Origin of the sequence: Lysinibacillus sp. NPDC095746, assembly GCF_044763535.1 — a bacterium.
Taxonomy (GTDB): domain Bacteria; phylum Bacillota; class Bacilli; order Bacillales_A; family Planococcaceae; genus Lysinibacillus.
The window spans coordinates 372,701-396,555 of sequence record NZ_JBIWGL010000001.1 but is presented as its reverse complement, the minus strand read 5'-3'; the positions used below and the strand labels follow the sequence as shown (position 1 = coordinate 396,555).

Below are 23,855 nucleotides of genomic sequence, written 5' to 3'. Positions count from 1 at the left end.
CGTTCTGATATGGTAAGATGGGTATAGCTCATAACGATTCCTCCGTTTGAATGTTTGTGTGGTAACTACATTTTACACGAGGTCGTTATGGGCTTTCTTTATATTGACTTCTGGGTGTTGCACTTAATATTACAATCCGTCAAGTAGAAAAAGCTCGCTACACATTGCAAACTATAGATAATAAGGCCTAACAAAATGCCATTAAAGACACCTAGTTTTCCATACAACCCTAAGCCATAGCCATAAAAGATAGTCGTACAAATAATGGATTGCATTAAATAATTTGTTAGCGATAGTTTACCAACACATTCAAAGACCTGTGAAATAATAGAGGTATGCCAAAATTTATACTGTAAGGCAGCAAAACACACATACCCTAACGATAATAGCATAGCGCCGCCTATCGAAAACATAGGAGAAAAACTATTTTCCATTAGTCCTAGAGACTTGCACAACAGCCCAATTGGTACAAGAAGTGCCCCTAGCATATACCACTTTTTCTCCTGCTCCATATTTTCAAATGCTCGTACTTTGGCTAGTCCCATCCCTACTAAAAATAATGGTATATGTAAAACTAATCCAAATATCACGTTAGCCATATAAACTAAAGGATCGTCCATTCCTGGCTTTTCAGCATGTTTACGAAAATCATATGTTTCTGCAAAAGTACCATAAACATATGTATGACCTTCTTTTTCAATATAAGTATCAATCCTTTGCTGTTGCTTCATTGAGACCTCACTTGGTCCATACAACAGCATAGTAGAAGTAACAAACAGTATCCCTGCCCAAATAAATGTAGTTTTTGCTTTTCGATTGATAAAAAGAATTAATAAAGGGATCGTTACACCATAGATTACTAAAATACTCCGACGAAGAATTACCCATCTACTTTTTCTGCCTTTTCGGTGTATAGATTCTACTAGTTTTATAAGTGAAAAGCCGAAAAGCAATGTGAAAATCGGCATAAATGAGTCTACAACAAAAATTTTTAAGAAGTACAGTGCACCTTGATCAAGCTGTGATAAACCCCTTACTTCATCCTTCCCTACGATTCCAAATTGAAAAATAAGCAAATTCGCGAGTAATATCCCAAGTAAACTAAATCCTCGCATACAATCAATAAAAGAAACTCGTTTTATTCCCAAAAATGTAATCTCCCAATTCATTATTTTGCTATTAGAGCATAGCACCTCTACGATGTACAACTTCATTGGAGTCTTTCTAGTTGAGTCGGAAACCTAAACTAAGAGGGCTATTTCTTTTTTCTTTTTATTTTGTAAAAGCTATCAAATATTATGTTAGTAATTGAAAAGACAAATACTTCAATTACCCTCCTTCTATGCGTCCACAAAAAAATCTACTCAAATGGACCACGCTTTTTTAGCGCGTTACCCATTTCAAACTATGTTCTTTTCTATGTTTCCAGTAAGTAAATTCGCAAGTAATATCCTAAGTGACCTAAATCCTTGCATAAATCAATAAAAGAAACTCGTTTTATTGCTACACCTGTAACCTTACATAGTGTAAGTATATGGGCATAACCTTATAGGAAAATAATGAGCATCTTAATAAAATCTTAAAAACTGAAAAAAAGTTTTATAAGAGGGATATGACTTTTTATGATGATAACATCACTCTTTTATGAGACTTTTGTTCCGTATTCATTTATCTTGTACCGTACAAGCACTAGCTATTAAGGGCCGAACCCACGCATAGTATCAATAAAGGAAACACGTTTTTTATTGCATTTAATCTCCTCAATTGGTTATCTTATACATAGTGAAAGCTTATTATGAAATAATGACTACTTTAAATTAATCTTAAAAGAAGGTGATAGTATGCAAGATGCGTCAATTTTAGTGTTAGAGGACGAACGTGCAATTGCGGAAATGATTGAAATTATTTTAAGAAAAGAGGGGTTTTTAGACATTACACTTTGCTGTACTGTTCAAGAAGCAAAAAATAAGATTAAAACGAAGGTTTTTGATTTTTATCTATTAGATATTATGCTTCCTGATGGAAGTGGGCTCGATATGGCGAATATGATTCGTGAGCATAGTGAAGCGCCTATCTTCTTTTTAACGGCAAAAGGTAGTGATGCAGATAAGCTTCGCGGTTTTATGAACGGGGCAGACGATTATATTACGAAGCCATTTAATCCACTTGAACTTGTTGCGAGGGTGAAGGTTCAGCTTACCAGATATATGAAGAAAAAAGATGCTCCGAGTAGTCATTTATTTTCATGTAGTCGATTTACATTCGATATCGATGCAGCTGAGGTGACTGTAAATGGTACAAAAGAAATTATTAGCGGTAGATTATTTTACTTATTGAAGTATTTATGTGAAAACGCAGGGCAAGTATTATCAAAAGAGCAAATTTATGAGCGTGTATGGGGTGACTGTTTGTTTGATGATAATACTGTGATGGTTCATATTCGAAAACTGCGAGAAAAAATAGAAAAAAATCCGGGTAAACCAACTTGCATTATTACTGTAAGGGGGATTGGTTATAAACTGGTTGGAGATGTTCATTCATGAAGCCAGCTAGGAGATTAACACTTCGTTTTGTGTCTTATTTCAGCATCTTTTATTTACTAATCATTTCAGGCTTTATTATTTGTTTGGTGTTTTTCTTTCAATCTCTCATTGTTCATATGGGTGACAATATTCATACAATGACTTCCTCTGAAATTGAAGATAATGCTGTCATAGAAAAAGGCAAATCCATTAAGCTTGCTGATTATTTAGTGAAGCGAGCTGAAGAGAACGCAGGGCAATTATATTTGTTCAATGAATCGATGGATATTGTTGATTACACAGGAGATTCATGTGAACTATGTGGAATGACGGATAACGAAATAATGGCTCTTCAACGGCCGGGAATGCACACATGGGAGATTCCTAAATATTATTTGTTATTTTTACCTATATCATCTGTCCATCCACTTTTTGAGGAGGCACTACAAAATTGGAAAGCTACAGGAGGAATTTCAAATGAGGTACTTCAGCGTTTACAAGACAATAAGGCATCTGTTGAAATCTATAATGAGCAATGGGATAGGATAGAGATCATTGGAGAGCGTTATAAAAAGCTACATAAGCCTCAATTGCTAGAAGAGAAATATGATATTTTTGAACATAAAGAGTTTATAGAAAATGCTGCTTTGGAGGATGGCTCGACACTAGTTGTACGGATGCCAAATCCGTCATACAAGCCTTTGGAAGATCCTTTTAAAAATGCAATGTTTTTATTTATTTTCAGCTTCTTTGGTGAAAGTATTATCATGTTAATAGGGGTATTCTTTTTATCGATTAGCATTTCTCGTCAATTTGTTCGTCCGCTTTTGTATATACTATCTCGAATAGAGCGACTTTCACATTTTGATTACAGTAAAGTAAGAGATAAGAAGGTACATCATCGAAAGACAGGTAAATTAAAAAGGAAATTTAAGTTATTTAAGCCAGTTGATGAATCTCTCAATCACTTATCGGAACGTCTTGACTCTAATGAACGACAAATTAAGCATGCAGAGCAATTACGTGAAGAATGGATAACAGGCTTATCCCATGATTTAAAGACACCGTTAAGCTCTATATATGGTTATTCATCCATGCTTGCTTCTAAAGACTATGAGTGGACAAATGAAGAAATGCGCGTCTTTGCAACTACAATGCAGGAGAAGGCGACCTACATGGATGCTCTTATACAAGATTTAACCTATACGTACCAATTAAAAAATAAAGCGATCCAGCTTGAAAAAGTGTTATTACCACTCAACATATGGTTACCTCAATATGAGGATGAGCAAGTGTCTGTAAACGTATATGGGGATGTTATGTTGGAAGCGGACGAGCTTTTATTAAAGCGCATTTTAGATAATCTCATAACAAATGCTAAAAAATATACGCCTGATGGTACGAAGGTAAGTGTAGAAGCGAAAAATATCGGTAATGAAATTATGCTGACCATTGCTGATAAAGGTCCTGGGATTCCTCAGAAGGAGCTCGATAACCTCTTTGAGCGATATTATCGAGGGACAAATACTACAGACGATACAACAGGTACAGGACTAGGGTTGGCTATTACTAAACAGTTAATTGATTTGCATGATGGAGCCATTAGTGTCCAATCGGGAGCAGGAGGTACAGTTTTTGTGTTGAAATTTAAACTTTAAAATATTTTGCAGTAAGGGTGAAAATCAATCACTCGTGAACAGGCTTGAAGTTGAAGTGTATCCCTATATAAACAGCTTTTTCATAACTATTTAACACACATCAATCTATAGATTTTATGTAAAAAAATCCATATAATTTCTAGATACCAAGTAAAGAGGGGAAAAAATGTCACGTAAATTATACTTTGCACTAATTATGTTAAGTCTTATTTGGGGAGGATCTTTTTATTTTTTTAAAATTTTAGTTGCAGATTTCAATCCTTTGGTAGTAGCATTTTTACGGTCAACTTTTGGAGCTGTAACACTTATTGTACTTATACCATTTTTCCGCAAATCTTTTAGTGGGAAAATTCCTATGATACCTTTGTTTGCGGTAGGAATACTAAATACTTTAATTCCATGGACACTTATTTGTTTTAGCGAACAAAAAATGACTAGTAATTTAGCTTCAGTTTTAAATGCAACCCAACCATTATGGACAATGGTTTTAGGAATTTTATTATTTGGTATCCATTCTAATCGTAACCAAATAATAGGTCTATGTATTGGATTCGTAGGTATTTTAATACTCTCAGATATACATCTATCCAATGTTTTTTCAGTGGATTCATTAAATTTCGTCGCAATGTTGATAGCAACTTTTTGCTATGGTTTAGCGACCCATATAACAAAGCGTTATTTAAAAGAAATATCCATGTTCCAAATTTCTTTAGGTACATTATTAGTCGGTAGCATATGTAGTGGTGTCATAGTTCTATTTTTAGAAGAGCCAATTCAAATTTTAACTAAAATATCGTGGCATCATATAGGTGCATTAATTGGAATAGGTACATTTGGATCAGGTATAGCCTATTTACTTTACTTTTACTTAATTCAAAAAGGAAGTCCTAACTTCGCTTCCATATCTACATACTTAGTGCCAGTATCAGCTATTTTCTGGGGATATTTCCTTTTAAATGAAAATATAAGTTGGAGATTAATCATTGGATTAGTTTTTATCCTTATAGGAGTTTATATAACTAGTCAAAAAATCAAATTAAGTGCTCCTATTAAAGTTATACAAAAAGAGTCCTAACCGAGGTTACAGAAGAAGTCCATTTAACTACAATTCCTAGAGTTCGTCAAGATAGTGATTACATTTTTTAAATTCTGGGATTTTTAATCAAAGTTATTAATAAAAACCAAAGTCATAACAAATCAAGCCCACGTATTTTGATCAATCTCTATTAAATCGTGGGTTTCTTCTATATTTTAGATTATCTAAAAAGGATCACTTCAAATTAAGAAAGTTTACATATCAGGTAGTAACAGGTCCTCAAGGAATAACAGGTTACTTTCAATTAGAAACACTTTGTAGTAAAACCAAAACGAGTCTATTACAGTATTCAGCCTTAGAGTGCTATTAAAAAGGTCAGAAAGGTTAAAAATATAAACGACTTCATATCGGAGCTTTGATAGGAAATGATAAATACAAGGGTCACTTGAAATAAAGTGACCCTTGTACAAAAGGTAGAAGAAAGGCTAGATTTTCAACTTACGTTTAGTTAAAAGTTAATCACTAAGTTTGTGTAACTAATTCGACAGCTTCTACTACTAATGGAGTTCCGGCTGAGATCGTACCAGTAACACCGTTAAAAGTTAACTCTGTTGCAGAAATTGTATACGATCCACCTTCTTGTAATACACCGTTTATATAGAAATTATAGTAGCCGTGTGTTACTACTGGGAAAGCAGTCGCAGCAGTTCCACTATCATTTAAAAAGGCAGTCGCTGGGATTGTAGTACCGTCAGCAACTGTTAAATCTGCTGCTAACACATCAAAAAATCGTGTGGAAGTACCATTAACGTTTACATGAATATTAATAATTGAAAGTGCCATTTTTTTCACCTCCTTTCAAGGGAAAAAGAATAATTTAGTAGATTCTCATATCACATTTGTTGGAAACCTAATGATTCAATAATGATTGGAGTTCCGGCAAAAATAGTTGTATTAAATGAGTTAAGGATTAACGAATCCGGGGTTACTTTATAAGCACCGCCTTCTTGCATCACAGCATTGATGTAAAGATTGACATATCCATTGGGATTAAAAAGCTTGAATTCTGTTACTGGATCGCCATTATCATCAGTAAATAAATTAGCAGGAAGAGTTATTCCGTTTGTTAAATCAATATCATCTGTCACAATATAAAAATATCTATTTATTATTGGAATAATAGTTCCTTCAGGGATAATAACTGGAGGAGGTTGAATAGAACCTACATCAATAGCTTTTAAACGGGGCCAAAAAATTCGGTTATTTTCACAACAACTGTCACAAATCAATTTTAGCGGGTCCAATTTTCCCATTTTTTTCACCTCCCTTTTTCATATGTTTTTGACCCCGTAAGGTATAGGCATTTGTTATAAAGAAAGATTTTCAAAAAAAATTATCTTATTTTTACTATATTTTATGAAATAGAATGGGAAGGTGATTGGCACTTAGTCTATAAAAAGAGAATTAAATCAATTTTTTTACGAAAAAATAGGTTTTTGAATTACCTTAAAGCGATTAAAGTGGCGTTTTATACAAGCGAAAAGTGATAGAAATACTGTTAAAAAAGCAAAAAAAAAGAATAAGTCTAAAGGAATTTGCAATAGATGAGTCTTGAAGAATTAAGCTTTTGTAGATTTTATTTTGTTTATAAATGAAAAAGCCGTAGCGCAACACGCTACAGCTAAATGCCCTTTGAAATGGCTGGTTCTTATAAGAAAGATATTATACTGGAAGGTAATTTTATGGGGGGTGTCAATTAATAGGTGAACCTGTTTGGCGTGAAAAGGATTTATTCGTATTTTGAAGAAACGTAAAGAGAATGATAAAACGGTTTAAATTATAGATTTTAACGTGTCGAGTAAAGTTATAACATTCCGCAAATTGAAGTTGTTTGAACCAACTACAAACTCTTCGTCTCTTTCGCTTAACTATCAAAACTGCCTACAATCATAAAATCTACAATAACTCCACTTATTGGATTTTCCGAACCTAATACATTAATTCCTAATACGGTTACACCACTAATGTTTGTAATATTAGCAGAGACATATTTTGAAGTAATATTCTTCTCTCTCATTTGTACTCTCAGTCTTAAATTTATCGTTGAATTTGTAGAATATACAGTTGAAACTGCAAAGTCAATGGTTGATAACAGTGGATTGCCATTAGCTAATGCATTGTCTGTAAAATAAAATGTAGCTATACCATTTGTGTTTGATATAGCTTGTCCATAAACAATGCGCTTATTCGATCCGCCCGCTTTCAACACATGAAATAATGTTGGTGCTAGTGTAATAAATTCAATGCTCATAGCCATTCCCCTGTTATATTTTCCATCAATTACAAGCACTAAAGAATGATTCACTAATACACTATGAACTTTTTATTAATTTATTACTTTAATTTCCTTGATGATTCTTGTTTAAATAAAAGAGGACAACTTAGTTTGTAGGTGAGGAAAGAAATTATTTAGTGAACACTTTGAGCATATTGTTCCGGGGCTAAGAATAGGAATTTGTCTTATGTATTCAAAAAGATTCTTTTGTTGGCGTTCGGTACTCCCAGTGCTGGTAAGCCTGCACGTAAAGCAACAGGTAACAAAACGCCCCTAACAGTGCCACAGCCGGTGATGGCCAAAAGAACCACGAAATAAACATCATTAACAGACCAATCGTCCAATAAGCTAGTGCAGGTGTTTTAATGATTTTTGTAAAAGGAGCAATCATGACCTCATTAATACCAGAAGTCATCATCACCCGACTCATGGCAACGATAATAGAAATAATGAGAATGATCGACAACAATTCTTTAATGGCATAAATAAAACTGTTAAAAACCCCACTAATGGATGCAGTTAAATCGCCTGTAGCAAAAATTGCTAGCATGAAGATGCCTAGTACACAAATGAGGGTGGTATCGCGACTTTTAATGATCTTTTTTTTAAAATGGATTCTTATCAAAAAATATGTTAATGAGGTATTTTTATTCTAACCTCATGTCAAAACAACATCACTCTGAAAGGCAAATCGTTTAGCGCGCATAGCTAAGGATATTTCTTTTTTTATTTTTTTCTCCTTTTATATTTAATTATTTATAATAGAAAGATTGAAAGGGACTGGGACAAAAAGAAAAAATGTTAGACTGATTGTATTTCGGTCTAACATTTTTTTGATTTAGGAAGGAATACTCTACTCATTGAAGCGGAAAAGTTATTATCTATTTTCGCTGTTTTTCATAATCATCGTGTTCTGTCCCAGTCCCCTTTCTAAAAAAGGATACATTGTAGGTTTGAAAATAAGTTGTACTGTTTATTAAAAGTTTGGAAACAAAACCTCTGTATTAAATGTAAAACGGGGATTTTATTTAATTCAACTATCAAACTAAGAATCCACCTCAGAATTTGGTTTATGAAGTTTTGTTTTTCCATGTTTATTCAAAGCGTACATTTTCGGAAATTTCTTTCATCTTAGCCCAATCTAAAATTTCTATCGCATTATTTTCGCGACTGATAATCCCTTGTTCTGACCAGTCCTTTAGGATACGATTTATATGTCTTTTTGTAGTACCAATTAATGAGGCAACATCATCTAAAGAATTTGTTTTTATGTATTGATTGACATGTGTTGGAGATTCAACAGTACATAAATAAGCTGCTAAACGTACATTTACTGGAGAAAGCGCATTAACTCTAGATGAAATTGTGCAAGTTAGGAGCTTATATGCTAACTCTTTTAATAATAATTGATTAAATTTACTATCAAATTTTAAATGAGTTTCGTACACGTCTAATGGAATAATTAAAACTTCACATGGCTCTACAGCGATACAGTTAGATACAATTAAACAATCTGTAAATATTTCAATATCGCCCATAATCGAGGGCTGTTGGCAGTACCTTAATAATAACTCTTTCCCAGTCACTTCTAAACTTGATACCATATACCTTCCTGACAGTAAAAAATATAATCCGTCTATCTGGTCTCCTGCTTTTAAAATGTATTCATTTGGTTGGAAAGGACATACAATAAGGGATGGAGTTAGTTCTTGTGTAAAAGTGTAGTTATAAATAGATTTAAATAAACTTTGATTCATTTTTTCCTCCGAGACATCTGTCCTGTATTAATATTTTTAATTTTAATATAGTTATAGTTAATTAATAAAGAGGTAGGGATTTAAATGAACTTTGTATTCGATTTAGATGGAACACTTTGCTTTGATGGTAAAAGTATTGATAGAGAAATTATTGAAGCACTTCAAGAATTAAAGTTAGCAGGGCATCAAGTGATTTTTGCCTCAGCTAGACCAATTCGTGATTTAGTACCTATCATACCAAAGGATTTTCATGAAGGTCTATTAGTTGGAGGAAATGGAACATTTACGTATGATCATGGGCAAATTCAAGTGACACATTTTGAACAACAAATATTGGACAAACTCATCACACTTATTCATCGACATCAGTTGAAATATTTAGCAGATGGTCAGTGGGATTACTCCTTTACAGGTGATATTGACCATCCTATTTATCGAAATATCGATAAAACCAATTCAACGAACATACCGTTGGAACAATTACTACCAGTCTGCAAATTAGTTTTATTCCAACCAAATGAGGAAGTGTTAGAAGTGCTTGAAGCATTTCCGGTCCTAGTCACACACTATAAAACTGAGCATGCCATCGACATTAGCCCTCTAGGGATTAATAAAGTTAGAGGACTACATACGTTGAACATTCAACAGTTTGTTGCTTTTGGGAACGATAGCAATGACCAATGCTTGTTTGAACATGCGGTTCATAGTGTATGTGTTGGGAGTAATGATGTGAAAAGTTATGCGAATGACATTGTTGAACGAGTTGGCGTAGCGAAGAAGATTCGTGAACTAATGAGAGAATATGATTTAAAATAATACATTTCAATATCAGCAACATAATAATAGAAATATTGAAGGGTTTAGGATTTATTCAGGAATAACAGGTTACTTCCATTTTATGTCTTAATTAAAGCCTGTTAAGCGCTGTACTTTATGAAAAAACAAAAGTGAAATATCAGTACTTATGCGTTAAACGGTATACTGACAAAACTACCGAAGCTTTTTGATAGGTAATTAAAATTAAAGGGTCTTGAAATGAAAGTGACCCTTGTACAAAAGTCAATTTGTGAATCACGTTCCGGCACAATATCTTCTTATAAAAAATAAACTGGGCAATAAGTATATATGAGCATGTTTTGAAAAAGATTAATCAAAACATGCTTTTGATAGTTGTTCTCATTTAAAGGATAAATAATTTAATAAAACTATTTAAAGTTACAATCGAGTAATCACTAATTATTAAATCCTAATTCTTCAAGTATATGTAACGTTTCCTGTAAAAATAAATCTTGTTCTTCTTTACTTTCTAACAAAATACCATCTTCTACTCTGTCAAAACGAAACGCGCGTATAATGGCTTTTGTGTAAGCAGCATAAGTTCTTTCTAATTCATTTAAGGGGCGTTCTTTGTTATATGCATCAATAAATAATTTAAATCGCTCCGTTCCATTTAATCTACCTTCGTAGGGAACATGCCAAGCATGATATACGCCAACTGCAATACATTCATTTAAATAAACTTCATTTCCAGCTAGATTGAAATCATAAATTGCTAGACTCCCTTGATTTTGTTTTAACATGTTGTAATAACAAAAATCACCTTGAATCGCTCCTTGTGGTAAATAACCCCAAATTAACTTTAATCTTTGACGATAATCATTATATAAAGATTCTATTTTAGTAAAGATCGGGTGCGATTTAAACTGTTTTTTAAAGTCTATAAAGCTTAACTCATTTTCATCGTAATCCCCAATTGCATCAGATTGATTTCCACCAAATAAACTCCAAGAAGTAGCTGTGTTGAATGGAGTTGATAATTGCTGCGAGATGAAGTGCTGAACACCTAACAAACGACCGATTTCAACAAGTTCTGCATCTGTTATAGTTTCAATTATTTCGCCCTTTAGTTCTCTTTCTAATGAATATACTTTCTCCTCAATTTCTACAACGTAAAAACCACTTTTAGATTTTACATATTGAGAAACATTCATCCCTTTTTCTGATAGAATATTAGCAAAATTACAACATTGTTCCCAATAGGTTTTACTTGCTTGTTCCCCTTTTAAGATATATGTATACTCTGCTTCAATTTTTGCTAAAACACTTTCACCCATTCTAAAAATATCAATATTTTTAGGGGTAACGTCGTAATGACTACATATAAGCATTATTTTTTGATTATCCATCTCAACCTCCATAAACTTTACCCTTACCTGGATGTTAAATCTGCAATTTTATTTTATAGAATATTTTTACAATTGTATATAAAAAAATAGAGATTGTATTCCACCGAATAAACTAAGTGATGTAATTAAACAAATGGGATATAAAAGCTCTGAATCATTAAGATCATTTTTTCCTATTGAATGGCTTTTGGCCTTTGCCTTATGAATAGACCGAATGAAGGAATGTAACGCGCAAATGACGCTAAGAGACATGAGAATTTGAAATAAAGTTGCGATGTTTATAAAAAGATAAGAAGTTTCGTGACGTTTATAATAAAGACATTGCTCAAATTGCCTACTTTTGAAATAATTGATATTTAACAGTAGTTAAATTGTTTAATATTTCCAACTATAAATAACTAGCAATAAGAGCTTTGCAACAATAATAATAATGTAACTCATTAATACAAAAATCATAAATGGAGGTCATCGAAATATGAATCAAAATTTGAAACGTAAAGAGCTAGATAAGGTATTAGACTTCTTGGAACAAAATAGGCTATTTAGCGGGGTTGTACTATTATCTGAGGAAGGCAAAACATTTTACAAGAGAGCAATTGGCAAGAGAAATAACTCAAGTAAACAGTCTCTTGATGCAGTCTTCGAAATTGCCTCGCTTTCAAAGAGCTTTACAGCAATGGCAATTATGATACTAATTGAGGAGAAAAAACTTAAGATAGATGATAATCTTAAAAAGTTTTTTCCTTTTCTCCCTTATGAAAACATTACTATTAAAAATCTGTTAACTCACACTTCTGGACTTCCGGATTACATGGAATGGTTTGAACATCCAAGTAACTGGGATCCAAATAAAATTGCAACGAATAAAGATGTAGTTAAATTTTTGAAAGATGAAAAGCCAGAAGTGTTATTCCACGTGAATGAAAAGTGGGAGTATTGTAATACAGGGTATGTATTACTTGCAGAAATCATAGAAATAGTTTCTAGAATAGGGTACGGAGAGTTTTTACAGAAAAGAATATTCACACCTTTAAATATGTTCAATACATCAACATATTCACAATTTTTAGATAGCGAAATTGAAAACTTTTCGTCAGGTTTTATCTATGATTGGGAACAGGACTTGTATAGACTACCAACTGAAATGGAAGAACATAAGTATGTTTACTTCTTCGGTGGTGTTAAAGGTGATGGTGGTATAAAATCCACCGTAGATGATTTGCTGAAATGGGAGCGTGCTATTTATAATAATGATCTAGTATCAGAACAAACAAAGGAAAGTATTATAGATCCAGTTTTCATTAAAGGAGAAGCTGCTAATGGGTATTGTCCTTGTTTGCACGAAAATTTAGGGGGATATGGGCTTGGTTGGAAAATAGAGGACCATCCTCAATATAAGAAGGTTATTCTTCACGATGGATATTGGGCAGGTTATTATTCAGTTTTAATTAGTTATAAGGAGAGTAACAAAGCTATAATTATACTAAATAACCTAGACTTTACGGATAACGAGTTAAACAAGACACCATATTTTTTAACCCTTACTTTAGAAAAGATTTTATTCGGAGAAAAAGCTGGGTTACAAAAGTTTGAACAGTTAATAATGTCAAATCATTAGAAAAAGCATATTTGATGTATCTTTTTTCAAAAAAATGCTTTAGTTAGTACAAGGTTATCTTGTTTGTAGATTCCCCTTTTTTATTCTGTCGTTGTATAGTAGTTTTTATTTTTAAGACTAACACTACAAGGGCAAACATATATTAAAGCATCAAATTTGGAGTAATATCTAATCGAAAATAGGGAATTTGAAAGTCTATAAAATTGCATTCAACGGTCGCAATCGTGGAACAACACTAGAAATGATCTTTTTATAAAACTCTCATACTTAACTAAAATGAACTTCATTTTGATTAATTTTTTTCAAAATGGAGTTTTTTCATTTGCTGTTAAGCAAAGCTGAAGGCACTTTTTAATCATTCTTTATTGTAAAGCTATATTTTATTTTTTTTTGCAAGTAAATCTCTATTTGATTGGGAAAATGGAGCAAGGACACACCTATGCAAGATGTAGCAGGGAAAATTCGAGCATTATTGGGAAAGTATCGTGTAGGTGAAGAAGATACTTCTAAGCTTGTTAAACATTAATTACGCATGCTACAGTAGCTTCTTCAAGAATTGGCGTTATCCAGGAAGGATGGCGCTCTTTTGCTGTATTGGGTCAAACTTTCTATAAGGAAATTGGGTGCTTTTGTTAGAATTATAGAGAAGATAGTGACATATTCCATGCTTGGATATTAGCAGGAATGGGACCATTATACAGTGAATATTTTTATAAAAGGGCTGTAGCAACGATTGCTAACATAAATGTGCCTAGTACAATAAGAGAACTTTCTATACCAACAACGTCAACAGCAACAACATATAAATTTAAGGGAGTCGAAAAAACAATTCATGATATAACAATGTTGCAACATCAGTAATAGTCCAAGTTCGCAACATTGGTTTTTTATCGAAAAAGAGTCCTTAAAAAATCTTTTGATACTTTGTACAGTAGTTAAAACATTACTAAGTGTAGAGTAGTTTAATATGAAAGGGTAGGGGGAAGTATGATTAAAAAAATTATAATTTTAATTACTAGCATTCTCTGTATTTTACTAATTATGTCTACAGATAAAGTTTTGGCAACAATAAGTGATAGGGATGAGAAAATAAAACTGATTGAAGTTGAAATTGAGAGCAACATGAAAAAACATGATATTCCGGGGATGGCCTTTGCGCTAGTTGATTCTAATGGGATTATTTATTCTAAAGGTTTTGGAGTTTTAGATATACGAGAAGATACCCAGCAGATTGACGAAAATACAAACTTTAACTTAGGATCGCTTTCTAAAGTGTTTACCACAATAGCTATTATGCAGCTTCAGGAGAAAGGATTTTTAAGTATAGAAGATCCTGTTGTTGACCATCTTTCTTGGTTTAAGACAAAGGATGCTTTCATGTCAAATCAAATTACTATTAAACATTTACTTAATCACTCGAGTGGTTTGCCAAGTCGTCTCAATGTTCATGATGTTAAAAGTGTAGATCGCCGGGAGATTATAGAGCAAATTAGTGAAAAACTAGGTAATGTTATGTTAGATGCTGCAAAACCAGGTGAAACGTTTGAATACACCAATATGAATACAGATTTGTTGCAACTAATTATTGAGGAAGTTTCAGGTGTCCCTTTTACAAAGTATATGGATGAAAATATTTTTAAGCCTCTCGGAATGAACAGAACAGGGTATTTTACATTTGATAATCATCACCTTTCCAATACAGCAATGGGGCATCGCTATCAATGGAGTAAAATTAAACCCTATGAGGAAAAGCTAGTCTATGCTACATCTAGCTCGGCTGGGTTATCCTCAAATGCCACAGATTTAGCAAAGTTTATGAAGTGTTTACTCAACGGGGGAATAACGCCTACGGGTAATCTGATTCGTTCAAATAGTATTACTGAAATATTCAAAGCTAATGAATATGGCGTAGGGTACAATTGGTATGTATATCCTCATAATATGTATATGGAGGGTGGGTTACCAGGCTTCACTTCAACGATGGTCCTTTCTTCTGATAAATCCTTTGGTCTTGTTCTCTTATCAAATTCGAAACAAGATATAACATACCATTCTGGATTTAATTTATTTAGAATAGTGGAAGGAGGAACCCCTAAACCTTTACTAGGTAAGGATTTTCCAAAGGTGAATGCTACCGCTAAGATCATTCTTGGTATTACAATCTTCATTTTTATTATGTTAATCTCTGTATTAGGATCAACATGCTATAATTTCGCAAAAGGAAGGCATAGGGTAGCTTTTGCGAAATTTAGTTTCAGTAGATTTTGTGTGATCACCTTCATACTAGTATTATACTTTGGAGTAATGTATTACATTTACGTTTTACTACCTTTTTACGTGGGAGTTCCTTCGTTATTCAACTTTAAAAAAGAACCAGATGTCACATCAGGACTGATTATATTTAGTATAGTACATACATTGTTCTCTATAGTTTTATTCTTGAAAATCCTAATAATTCAAAAGGTTAAACAGATCCAATCGGTATAGTTTAATTAGAAATTAAAGCGTTGATCCAACAAGGGATTAACGCTCTTTTTATTGAAGCAAATTGAACTAACGAAGCGGGTTTAGTTGTTCAACATAGTGGAATAACTAGCTTTCGTTAAAATGGAGGATTGTATAGCGGGAAGAAAAAATATATAAAATGTCACAAAAAATAATAAAAATCAGTACATTTACAAGATAATATTCCGATATTTAATAATGTCTAATGTCTAACATCTATATTAACGATACATCCACTTGTTGAATAAATCAGTCTAAACTTATACAAAAATTTGAATAATAAATTAATCCTCTTTTTTTAGAAAGTAAAAGCTCTATTAAACCGGATGTTATTTGAATAGTAATACTGAATAACATTAGGAAATCCTAAAATCAAAAATTTATTATTGTAATAGAGCATTGAGAGATAGTAACAGGAGGAACAAAATGAGAAATTATTTCGAAGATCCGAACATAAATATCGAGCAACAACTAATAAACTTGGTCAGTGAAATTAGTGAATATAAAGGAATGTTGACCGCTTATAAAGAGCAAAGACCTGACATATTCACTAGCCTTGAAAAAGCTATACCCCTACAATACATAAAAAACTATATTTCAGTTTATGAGGATATAAAAGTTTCAAATAAGCGATTAAAAGAACTAATTTTAGATGATATGATGCCCCAATCAATTTCGGAAGATGCAATATTTTGTTATTATGAAACTTTGAATTTAGTTCATAAAAAATCTTGTACGTTTTCTATAAGTCCAGATACTATACAAGAATTGCATTTCCAATTAATTCATTATAATACCTCTGACGGTGCAAAATGGCGCCAAAAGCCATTTTCTATCCCAGGACTTCCCGAAAAAGGGATGCATACGATTTGTTATCGTCCTTTTCCACCTGAAAATATTCCGCGGGCAATAGAACAACTATGTAACCAGTATAATTTATTACATCGTAAAAAAGAGTTACCTACACTTATATTAATAGCTCGCTTTATATTGAACTTTTATTGCATAATTCCTTTTAGTCAAGGCAATGGTAGATTAACAATTATGTTAATGCAATTACTATTAGTAAAAAGCGGACATACATTTGTGAAATATGTTTGTTTAGATGAATATATAAAGAAGAGAGAGGCAGAATACTATGAAGCCATATTTAAATCATCGGTTAATTGGTATTGTAATGGGCATAATAGTAGCTTCTGGCTAAAAGAGTTTTTACTTATTATTTTAGAAGCTTATGAAGATCTACATAGCAGAGTACTAGATTCTATATGTAAACATACGAAGGTAGAGCGAATTCAAAATTTTATTCATCATCAAAAGCAACCATTTACAAAAGAATGCATTCGAAGCATTTACCCAGATATAGCTGAAAGTACTATTAGTAAAGCTTTAACTGATTTGCAACTATTAGGTGAAATTAAACTTATTTCAAAAGGGAGAAATGCGCGCTGGATGAAAGTATAGTCTTAATCTACACCTTTTAAAGTCGGGGCTAATCAATTTTTACTAAAAAATTAAAAATCTATTCTAAGAACCAATTGCCAATCTTAAGCGGCAATTGGTTCTTTAGTTATCTATCTGATAAGGAATGGAAAGCAATAAATACGTCCTTTCTAAAATAACCAATATGTCTAAATTTAGAAGATTTATTTCCTAATCTGTTAACAAAAATATGTCCATATTGCCATTTCAATCTGCTTATTTTCGCCATATTATGGCATCTTTATGTTAATTATGTTCCTATTCATCTACTTTAAAATCAATATTCCGGCGAGAATTAACTATTTTACACATAAAATAGATTCTTTATACTGCAGTTTGCCAAAAATTGTGACAATACCTAAAATTTACATTACAGGAAAGCATAAATCGTTTTCGCAAAGATCTTTCCTGAAACAAAAGACTTAAGAAGTAATTGCATAAATTACTTTGAAAAATATTATAGAAGGAGGTAAACAAAATGAAAAAGAAAATAATTACAGGGTTAATGATAACGTCCATTGTTACAACGGGGGCTATTCCTGTACATACTTTTACAACGCCTTTAGTTCATGCGGAAGTTCAAGAAGAGAACATCGCTATTTCCTCATCTTTAAGAAAATTAGGTGCACAGTCTAAATTGATTCAACTATATATAGATCAGGCTTTAATAAGCCCTAATGTACAGCTAGAGGAAGTACCAGCTTTAAACACAGAGCAATTTCTAATAAAACAGGATATGAAAGAATGGTCATCGGAACATTATCCAAAGTTAATGCTAATAAATTCAAAAAGTAAAGGGTTTGCCACTAAATTTAATAATTATTATCCAACATTGAAAGGGTATGTAGATAATAAGGACGATAGAGAAGGTTTTTTGGATAGATTAGAAGTCCTTCAAGAAATGGCTATAACGAATCAAGAAAATGTGCAACTTCAAATTAATGAATTAACAGACCTTAAATTACAGCTTGAAAAAAAACTTAAAGATCTCGATACGGATGTGACAAAAGCTCAGGGAGTACTAAGTTTAGAGGGAACGGGCAAGATAGACAAGCTAAAAGACGAATTACTAGCTACTAAAAAATTAATTCAACATGATTTACAGCAAATGGCATTACTGCCGGGAGCTTTAAATGTACAAGGACTTAAAATATTCCAAGAGATTTATAGTCTTGCAAAAGATATTATCGACCCAGCTGCACAAACAGCGGCGGCGGCGTATAACAAAGGAAAAGAAATTAATAAATCTATTCTAGAGGCTGAGGAAAAAGCAGAGCAAGAAGCAAAAGAAAAGGGTAAATCTGCTTTAGAGATTGAGGCTGCTAAAAAAGAAGCTCGTGAAGCCATTGAGAAAAATAAAAAAGGTGAAATTGCTGCAGCGGCTGCTACAAAAGCGAAAGAGTATGACCTTATGAAAGCAATTGACCCAGAAAAAATCAAAAAAACATATAGTACCTTCGCTGAAGTAAATAAGCTAAAGGCAGAACAACGAGCATACTTAGATGATTTAGGGCAACAAAATCAAAAATTATATGATTTAACAACGAAACTAACGATAGCAGATTTACAAAAATCAATGCTACTTCTTATGCAACATGATTTGCATACATTTGCTAGCCAAGTGGATGTAGAACTTGACCTATTGAAACGCTATAAAGAAGACTTGAATTTAATAAAAAATAGTATCAAAAAATTAAGTACTGATGCTGATACTACTGACAATTCGTCTCAAAAAGATACATTAAGACAATTGAAAAATATAATAAGTCAACTAGAGGAACAAGTTAATAAATTTTAATGTTGTGAAATTATAAAAATCTATCGAAGATTTGGAGTCGTTTAATATGAAGAAATTCCCTTTTAAAGTATTAACTGTGGCAACTTTAGCAACGGTTATAACCGCTACTAACAGTGGCACTATTCATGCACTTGCACAAGAACACATTACTCAGGAACAAAAAATAGGAAATTATTATACATTAGGACCTGAAGGACTGAAAAAAGCGTTAGCTGAAACAGGATCTCATATTCTTGTAATGGATTTGTACGCAAAAACAATGATTAAACAGCCGAATGTAAATCTATCCAATATTGATTTAGGTTCAGACGGGGGAGAATTAATCAAAAATATTCACCTTAATCAGGAACTGTCTCGAATCCATGCGAATTATTGGTTAGATACGGCAAAGCCAAAAATTCAAAAAACAGCACGTAATATTGTAAATTATGATGAACAATTTAATAACTATTACGACACATTGATAGACACTGTAAAAAAGAAAGATAAGGAAGGCTTAAAAGAAGGTATAGGCGATTTAATTAGTACAATTCATACAAATTCGAAAGAAGTTACAGAAGTGATTAAAATGTTAGAAGCCTTCAAAACAAAACTGTATACAAATACGATTGACTTTAAAAATAATATTGGCGGACCAGATGGGAAAGGTGGATTAACGGCAATATTAGCGGGAAAACAAGCATTGATTCCACAGCTTCAAGCTGAAATTGAGAATTTGCGTTCCACTCAGAAGGCCCATTTTGACAATGTACTAGCATGGTCAATTGGTGGAGGCTTAGGAGCAGCTGTTTTAGTTATTGGAACGATTGCAGGAGGAGTAGTAATCGTTGTGACTGGCGGAACAGCTACACCGGCAGTTGTAGGAGGCCTTGCAGTTCTAGGTTCTGCTGGTATTGGTTTAGGAACAGCAGCTGGAGTTACGGCATCTAATCATATGAACTCTTATAACGAAATTTCTAATAAAATCGGAGAATTAACGATGAAAGCCGATTTTGCTAACCAAGCAGTTATTGCACTTACTAACGCTAAAGAAACTTTGACATATTTGTATCAAACAGTGGATCAAGCGATAATGTCTCTAACGAATATTCAGCAACAATGGAATACAATGGGGGCAAATTATAAAGATTTATATGATAATATCGACCAAATGCAAGAACATAAGCTCTCTTTAATACCTGATGATTTAAAAGCAGCTAAACAGAGTTGGAATGATATTCATCAAGATGCAGAATTTATTGCAAAAGACATTGCCTTTAAACAAGAAGAAAAGAATTGAAAGACAGCTAGGAGGAATACAAAATGAAAAAAAAATCTCTTTACAAGGTACTCGCTGTATCGACGCTTTTAACCTTGACAACAACTTCTGTAATCTCTCCAGTAGCAGCATTTGCAGAGACAAGTAAGATTGAGCAAACTATCAATAGTGATACATCTCTTTCAGCAAATGAAGCGAAGATGAGAGAAACCTTGCAAATGGCGGGGCTTTTTGCGAAATCTATGAATGCCTATTCTTATATGTTAATTAAGAATCCAGATGTCAACTTTGAAGGAATTAACATTAAAGGTTATCCAAATTTACCTGGTAAAATTATACAGGATCAAAAAGATGCAAGAGCACATGCCCTTACATGGGATACAAAAGTAAAAAAACAGCTGATAGATACATTGACAGGTATTATTGAATACGACACTAAATTTGAAAATTATTATGACATAATTGTAGAGGCCATTCATACAGGAGATGGAGAGACGTTAATAGAAGGGATTACAGATTTACGCGAAGAAATTCAACAAAATCAAAAATATGCACAACAATTAATAGCAGAATTAACTAAATTAAGAGACGCTATTGGACAAGATGTAAGAGCATTCGGCAGTAACAAAGATCTTTTACAGTCGATTTTAAAAAATCAGGGGGTTGCAGTTGAGGATGATCAAAAGCGACTGAAAGAAGTTTTAGAATCGGTAAACTATTATAAAAAATTAGAGTCTGATGGAATAATAACAGTATCTGTACCCTCTATTCCTACGTGGATTGCTGGTGGTATTATGTTAGGGATAGCAAGAGATCAATTAGGTCAATTAGAACCATTATTAGCACAATTAAATCAGACAGTTGATTATAAAACAACATTAAATCGTGTAGTTGGCATTGCACATAGTAATATTAGTGAAATGTACAATGCACTCGATGATGCTATTAACGCTCTTACTTTTATGTCTACACAATGGAATGATTTAGACTCTCAATATTCAGGCGTACTGAGACATATCGAGAATGCATCTGCAAAAGCGGAACAAAATAAATTCAAATTTTTATTACCTAATTTGAAATCAGCTAAAGACAGCTGGGGAACATTAAAAGAAGATGCAGACACATTAAAAGCAGGGATAAAAGAGTTAAAAATATAGCCTGTTTTCAATAATAGAAAAGTAGATTTGGGGATATTTCATTTTCCAAATCTGCTTTTTTATTCCAGTTTTCAGACTGCTTTCTTGCAATTAGAACACTTTTTTAGCAAGATTATGTAAAATTCATTCAGACCAGACAGTTATTTTCTTTCATCCTAACTAACTACCCAACCTTTTTTGAGGTAATAAACCAAAATAACGCTGTGTCTTTACTTGTAAGATAAATTTGCACAACAAGCCAAATATTAGCCAATGAGTGTTATATCAATAAATCTGATACGACCTGAACAATTAGCAAGAAAAAAATAATGGGTAATAAAATTTGAATCCATTTTGTTTTAATATATGGAATGATCTTTAAGCCTAAAAACGAGCCAACAATTGAGCCAATTGAAACAGGAATTGCGATTCCCCAATTAACAATGCCCGTAAAGTAGTAAAAGAGAAATGCACCTGTACAACTTGAAAACGTAATAATTCTTGTTACCTCAACTGCTTTTATATAGTTATATTGCTTTTTAAGATGATAGGTTACATGCATTAAGGCTGAGCCTGGTCCAAAACCACCGTCATATATTGAAATCACAAACGGAATGAGTTTATTAATTGGTTGCTCCTCCGTTTCTTTTATATCCTTAACCATAAATTTATTACTGCAAAGTACAATGAAAAATGCGAAAATTAAGAATACGCAAGCTACAACATTCATGATTTGCTCTGATAATCGGGTGGCTAAAAATGCGCCAAATAAACCTCCAAAACTAGATATCATAATTAAAGATGTGAATTTTTTGACCGATAAATGACCTTTAACTATAAACGATACGACATTGCATAGGGCTGAAATTCCAGTCGCGAATTTATTAACTGCTACCGTTGTATGAATTGGAATGCCAATAAGTAACATTGCGGGTAACAAAACGAAGCCGGCAGCGCCGAAAAGAACACCAATAATTGCTGCGAGTAAGCCAATTGTAAATAACATAAACCCATTTACTGATAACCATTCATGTAGTAAAATTTCCATCAAATCACCTCATACTTAAATTACTGCTAACTAATACATAAAACAAATATATAATAATTGCTTATTCATAAATATAATTTATGAATAGAAAGGTGTGAATGAAATGAATTTGCATGCATTAAGGATTTTTACGAATGTAGCAAAGCTTGGAGGAATTACCGCAGCAGCGAATAAAATGCTTCTTAGCCAACCAGCTGTCACAATTCAAATACGAAAATTAGAAAGCGAAATCGGAGCAAAATTGATCGAAGGAAAAGGACGTGGCATTCAATTAACTCCTGAGGGGAAGTTTTTGTATGAGCAAGGAATGCGTTTATTTTATTTAGAAGCACAAATTGATGACAAGCTCGGTAAATTTTTAGCGAAAGAAGAAAAAATACATATTGCTTCTTCCTACATACCAATAAACTATATACTCCCGCCTATTATAGCAGCGTATAAGCTTGCTAATCCTCGTGTTGAATTTATTGTATCTTTAGGCAATGTAAAATCTGTGGAAGAGCAAGTTCTGAGTTATGAAGTAGATCTTGGTTTTGTCGTGCAAAATAAAATGGGTCACCCTGATTTACGGTTTGAAAAAATAGTAGATATCCCGTTTTGGTTTGTTGTTCACCCATCACATTCTTTAGCAAATCAAACTGTCCCCATTCATGAATTATCGAATGAGGACTTTATTTATCGAGAACGTGGAAGTTCGACACTTGATTTATTGGAGTCGGTTTTTTACACGTTTAACGGTGCATTACCTAAATTAGGACTTCAAATGCAGGGCTTACATGAATCAATTAAAGTAGTAGAAGCAGGATACGGTATGACTTTAGCGCCGTCCTACAGTGTAACGGAAAGTATTACAAATGGGAAACTAGCTCGGGTGTATGTTGAACAGGCAGATATTCAGCAAAGCTTATTTATATGTACACGCAAATCAGATATAGAAGAGCATCCATTTATTCAGTATTTAAAAGATCATTTAACGCCATAAATTAACCAATCTTAAGATTGAGAAAAGGGAATTTTATATTTCCATTTCCTGCTGTATTAATATATAGTGATGGTAATCATCCACAATGATTAATTTTATTCTTAAATTGGAGGGTATAATGGGGAGATTAGTTCATTTTGAAATTCATGTAAGTGACATGGAACGTGCAAAGAAATTTTATGGAGAGGTATTCGGATGGTCATTTCAAGATTGGAGTGATTATGCAGGAATGCCTTACTTTGGAGCGGTGACTGGCAATGAGGACGAGCTAGGAATCAATGGTGCTTTAATGCAACGTCAGGGTTCTTCTCCGGAACCAAACCAAGCCTTAAATGGATTTGCTTGTACAATGGGTGTGGAAAATTATGATATAACAGAAGCTAAAATTCTTAAGAATGGCGGCACGGTTGCCATGCCGAAATATGCACTACCAGGAATGGCGTGGCAAGGATACTATATTGATACTGAAGGCAATATTTTCGGAATTCATCAACCTGACAAAAATGCAAAATAGAGCTCTAATAGTTAACAAGC

19 protein-coding genes and 1 pseudogene are annotated in these 23,855 nt (G+C 32.9%); 12 read left to right on the top strand and 8 right to left on the bottom strand.

Features of this window, described 5'->3' with window-relative positions:
• Window positions 1–98: 98 nt before the first annotated feature.
• Window positions 99–1,148, bottom strand: coding sequence for a DUF418 domain-containing protein (locus ACIQ7N_RS01980; protein ID WP_402929913.1), 1,050 nt, complete (start codon window positions 1,146–1,148; stop codon window positions 99–101).
• A gap of 693 nt (window positions 1,149–1,841) precedes the next feature.
• Here ACIQ7N_RS01980 and ACIQ7N_RS01975 point away from each other — a divergent pair.
• From ACIQ7N_RS01975 to ACIQ7N_RS01965, 3 genes are all read left to right on the top strand, one after another.
• On the top strand, window positions 1,842–2,543 hold the full coding sequence (locus ACIQ7N_RS01975; protein ID WP_402929911.1) for a response regulator transcription factor: 702 nt from the start codon (window positions 1,842–1,844) through the stop codon (window positions 2,541–2,543).
• The gene (locus tag ACIQ7N_RS01970; protein WP_402929909.1) at window positions 2,540–4,180 is read left to right on the top strand and encodes a sensor histidine kinase; all 1,641 of its coding nucleotides are present in this window, start codon (window positions 2,540–2,542) and stop codon (window positions 4,178–4,180) included. The genes ACIQ7N_RS01975 and ACIQ7N_RS01970 overlap by 4 nt, the downstream gene beginning before the upstream one ends.
• A gap of 166 nt (window positions 4,181–4,346) precedes the next feature.
• On the top strand, window positions 4,347–5,255 hold the full coding sequence (locus ACIQ7N_RS01965; protein WP_402929907.1) for a DMT family transporter: 909 nt from the start codon (window positions 4,347–4,349) through the stop codon (window positions 5,253–5,255).
• Between the two features lie 483 nt (window positions 5,256–5,738).
• Here ACIQ7N_RS01965 and ACIQ7N_RS01960 read toward each other — a convergent pair whose 3' ends face one another.
• The 5 genes and pseudogenes from ACIQ7N_RS01960 to ACIQ7N_RS01940 all read right to left on the bottom strand — a co-directional run bounded on the left by ACIQ7N_RS01960 (window position 5,739) and on the right by ACIQ7N_RS01940 (window position 9,308).
• Window positions 5,739–6,059: a DUF4183 domain-containing protein gene (locus ACIQ7N_RS01960; protein ID WP_142508441.1), complete on the bottom strand. Its 321-nt coding sequence runs from the start codon at window positions 6,057–6,059 to the stop codon at window positions 5,739–5,741.
• 50 nt (window positions 6,060–6,109) lie between these two features.
• Window positions 6,110–6,529 carry a DUF4183 domain-containing protein gene (locus ACIQ7N_RS01955; protein ID WP_402929905.1) on the bottom strand — a complete coding sequence of 140 codons (420 nt, stop codon included), beginning with the start codon at window positions 6,527–6,529 and terminating at the stop codon, window positions 6,110–6,112.
• A gap of 611 nt (window positions 6,530–7,140) precedes the next feature.
• Entirely contained in the window at window positions 7,141–7,527 is a 387-nt protein-coding gene (locus ACIQ7N_RS01950) for a hypothetical protein (RefSeq protein ID WP_402929903.1), read from the bottom strand.
• Between the two features lie 236 nt (window positions 7,528–7,763).
• Window positions 7,764–8,149: pseudogene (locus ACIQ7N_RS01945) on the bottom strand (hypothetical protein); the annotation flags it as partial.
• A gap of 496 nt (window positions 8,150–8,645) precedes the next feature.
• On the bottom strand, window positions 8,646–9,308 hold the full coding sequence (locus ACIQ7N_RS01940; protein WP_132359409.1) for a Crp/Fnr family transcriptional regulator: 663 nt from the start codon (window positions 9,306–9,308) through the stop codon (window positions 8,646–8,648).
• An 84-nt stretch (window positions 9,309–9,392) separates the two neighbouring features.
• Between ACIQ7N_RS01940 and ACIQ7N_RS01935 the strand changes: the two genes are divergently transcribed.
• On the top strand, window positions 9,393–10,124 hold the full coding sequence (locus tag ACIQ7N_RS01935; protein ID WP_402929901.1) for an HAD-IIB family hydrolase: 732 nt from the start codon (window positions 9,393–9,395) through the stop codon (window positions 10,122–10,124).
• Between the two features lie 416 nt (window positions 10,125–10,540).
• Here the strand turns inward: ACIQ7N_RS01935 and ACIQ7N_RS01930 are convergent, their stop codons facing one another.
• Window positions 10,541–11,494 (bottom strand): protein kinase family protein, encoded by a 954-nt coding sequence (locus ACIQ7N_RS01930; RefSeq protein ID WP_402929899.1) that lies wholly within the window; start codon window positions 11,492–11,494, stop codon window positions 10,541–10,543.
• A 475-nt stretch (window positions 11,495–11,969) separates the two neighbouring features.
• On the opposite strand from ACIQ7N_RS01930, the gene ACIQ7N_RS01925 reads away from it, so the two are divergent.
• The 6 genes from ACIQ7N_RS01925 to hblA all read left to right on the top strand — a co-directional run bounded on the left by ACIQ7N_RS01925 (window position 11,970) and on the right by hblA (window position 21,312).
• Entirely contained in the window at window positions 11,970–13,112 is a 1,143-nt protein-coding gene (locus ACIQ7N_RS01925; protein ID WP_402929897.1) for a serine hydrolase domain-containing protein, read from the top strand.
• 987 nt (window positions 13,113–14,099) lie between these two features.
• Window positions 14,100–15,599 carry a serine hydrolase domain-containing protein gene (locus ACIQ7N_RS01920; protein ID WP_402929895.1) on the top strand — a complete coding sequence of 500 codons (1,500 nt, stop codon included), beginning with the start codon at window positions 14,100–14,102 and terminating at the stop codon, window positions 15,597–15,599.
• Window positions 15,600–16,043: 444 nt separating this feature from the next.
• A complete protein-coding gene (locus ACIQ7N_RS01915) occupies window positions 16,044–17,081 on the top strand; it encodes a Fic family protein (protein WP_402929894.1) in 1,038 nt (345 codons plus the stop codon).
• A 496-nt stretch (window positions 17,082–17,577) separates the two neighbouring features.
• On the top strand, window positions 17,578–18,897 hold the full coding sequence (hblC, locus tag ACIQ7N_RS01910; RefSeq protein WP_402929893.1) for a hemolysin BL lytic component L2: 1,320 nt from the start codon (window positions 17,578–17,580) through the stop codon (window positions 18,895–18,897).
• A 46-nt stretch (window positions 18,898–18,943) separates the two neighbouring features.
• Complete coding sequence (hblD, locus tag ACIQ7N_RS01905) at window positions 18,944–20,176, top strand: hemolysin BL lytic component L1 (protein WP_402929891.1); 1,233 nt, start codon at window positions 18,944–18,946, stop codon at window positions 20,174–20,176.
• 23 nt (window positions 20,177–20,199) lie between these two features.
• A complete protein-coding gene (gene hblA, locus ACIQ7N_RS01900; protein WP_402929890.1) occupies window positions 20,200–21,312 on the top strand; it encodes a hemolysin BL binding component B in 1,113 nt (370 codons plus the stop codon).
• 259 nt (window positions 21,313–21,571) lie between these two features.
• Here the strand turns inward: hblA and ACIQ7N_RS01895 are convergent, their stop codons facing one another.
• Window positions 21,572–22,339, bottom strand: a complete 768-nt coding sequence (locus ACIQ7N_RS01895) for a sulfite exporter TauE/SafE family protein (RefSeq protein WP_402929888.1) — start codon at window positions 22,337–22,339, stop codon at window positions 21,572–21,574.
• 103 nt (window positions 22,340–22,442) lie between these two features.
• Between ACIQ7N_RS01895 and ACIQ7N_RS01890 the strand changes: the two genes are divergently transcribed.
• Both ACIQ7N_RS01890 and ACIQ7N_RS01885 read left to right on the top strand, forming a co-directional pair.
• The gene (locus ACIQ7N_RS01890) at window positions 22,443–23,321 is read left to right on the top strand and encodes a LysR family transcriptional regulator (RefSeq protein WP_402929886.1); all 879 of its coding nucleotides are present in this window, start codon (window positions 22,443–22,445) and stop codon (window positions 23,319–23,321) included.
• A gap of 118 nt (window positions 23,322–23,439) precedes the next feature.
• Entirely contained in the window at window positions 23,440–23,835 is a 396-nt protein-coding gene (locus ACIQ7N_RS01885; protein ID WP_402929884.1) for a VOC family protein, read from the top strand.
• The last annotated feature ends 20 nt before the right edge of the window (window positions 23,836–23,855 follow it).

What these genes read in the sequence shown, in the direction of transcription:
- ACIQ7N_RS01975 (WP_402929911.1), top strand. Translation starts at nt 1,842, where the DNA reads ATGCAAGATGCGTCAATTTTAGTGTTAGAGGACGAACGTGCAATTGCG.
- ACIQ7N_RS01970 (WP_402929909.1), top strand. Translation starts at nt 2,540, where the DNA reads ATGAAGCCAGCTAGGAGATTAACACTTCGTTTTGTGTCTTATTTCAGC.
- ACIQ7N_RS01965 (WP_402929907.1), top strand. Translation starts at nt 4,347, where the DNA reads ATGTCACGTAAATTATACTTTGCACTAATTATGTTAAGTCTTATTTGG.
- ACIQ7N_RS01960 (WP_142508441.1), bottom strand. Translation starts at nt 6,059, where the DNA reads ATGGCACTTTCAATTATTAATATTCATGTAAACGTTAATGGTACTTCC.
- ACIQ7N_RS01955 (WP_402929905.1), bottom strand. Translation starts at nt 6,529, where the DNA reads ATGGGAAAATTGGACCCGCTAAAATTGATTTGTGACAGTTGTTGTGAA.
- ACIQ7N_RS01950 (WP_402929903.1), bottom strand. Translation starts at nt 7,527, where the DNA reads ATGAGCATTGAATTTATTACACTAGCACCAACATTATTTCATGTGTTG.
- ACIQ7N_RS01940 (WP_132359409.1), bottom strand. Translation starts at nt 9,308, where the DNA reads ATGAATCAAAGTTTATTTAAATCTATTTATAACTACACTTTTACACAA.
- ACIQ7N_RS01935 (WP_402929901.1), top strand. Translation starts at nt 9,393, where the DNA reads ATGAACTTTGTATTCGATTTAGATGGAACACTTTGCTTTGATGGTAAA.
- ACIQ7N_RS01930 (WP_402929899.1), bottom strand. Translation starts at nt 11,494, where the DNA reads ATGGATAATCAAAAAATAATGCTTATATGTAGTCATTACGACGTTACC.
- ACIQ7N_RS01925 (WP_402929897.1), top strand. Translation starts at nt 11,970, where the DNA reads ATGAATCAAAATTTGAAACGTAAAGAGCTAGATAAGGTATTAGACTTC.
- ACIQ7N_RS01920 (WP_402929895.1), top strand. Translation starts at nt 14,100, where the DNA reads ATGATTAAAAAAATTATAATTTTAATTACTAGCATTCTCTGTATTTTA.
- ACIQ7N_RS01915 (WP_402929894.1), top strand. Translation starts at nt 16,044, where the DNA reads ATGAGAAATTATTTCGAAGATCCGAACATAAATATCGAGCAACAACTA.
- hblC (WP_402929893.1), top strand. Translation starts at nt 17,578, where the DNA reads ATGAAAAAGAAAATAATTACAGGGTTAATGATAACGTCCATTGTTACA.
- hblD (WP_402929891.1), top strand. Translation starts at nt 18,944, where the DNA reads ATGAAGAAATTCCCTTTTAAAGTATTAACTGTGGCAACTTTAGCAACG.
- hblA (WP_402929890.1), top strand. Translation starts at nt 20,200, where the DNA reads ATGAAAAAAAAATCTCTTTACAAGGTACTCGCTGTATCGACGCTTTTA.
- ACIQ7N_RS01895 (WP_402929888.1), bottom strand. Translation starts at nt 22,339, where the DNA reads ATGGAAATTTTACTACATGAATGGTTATCAGTAAATGGGTTTATGTTA.
- ACIQ7N_RS01890 (WP_402929886.1), top strand. Translation starts at nt 22,443, where the DNA reads ATGAATTTGCATGCATTAAGGATTTTTACGAATGTAGCAAAGCTTGGA.
- ACIQ7N_RS01885 (WP_402929884.1), top strand. Translation starts at nt 23,440, where the DNA reads ATGGGGAGATTAGTTCATTTTGAAATTCATGTAAGTGACATGGAACGT.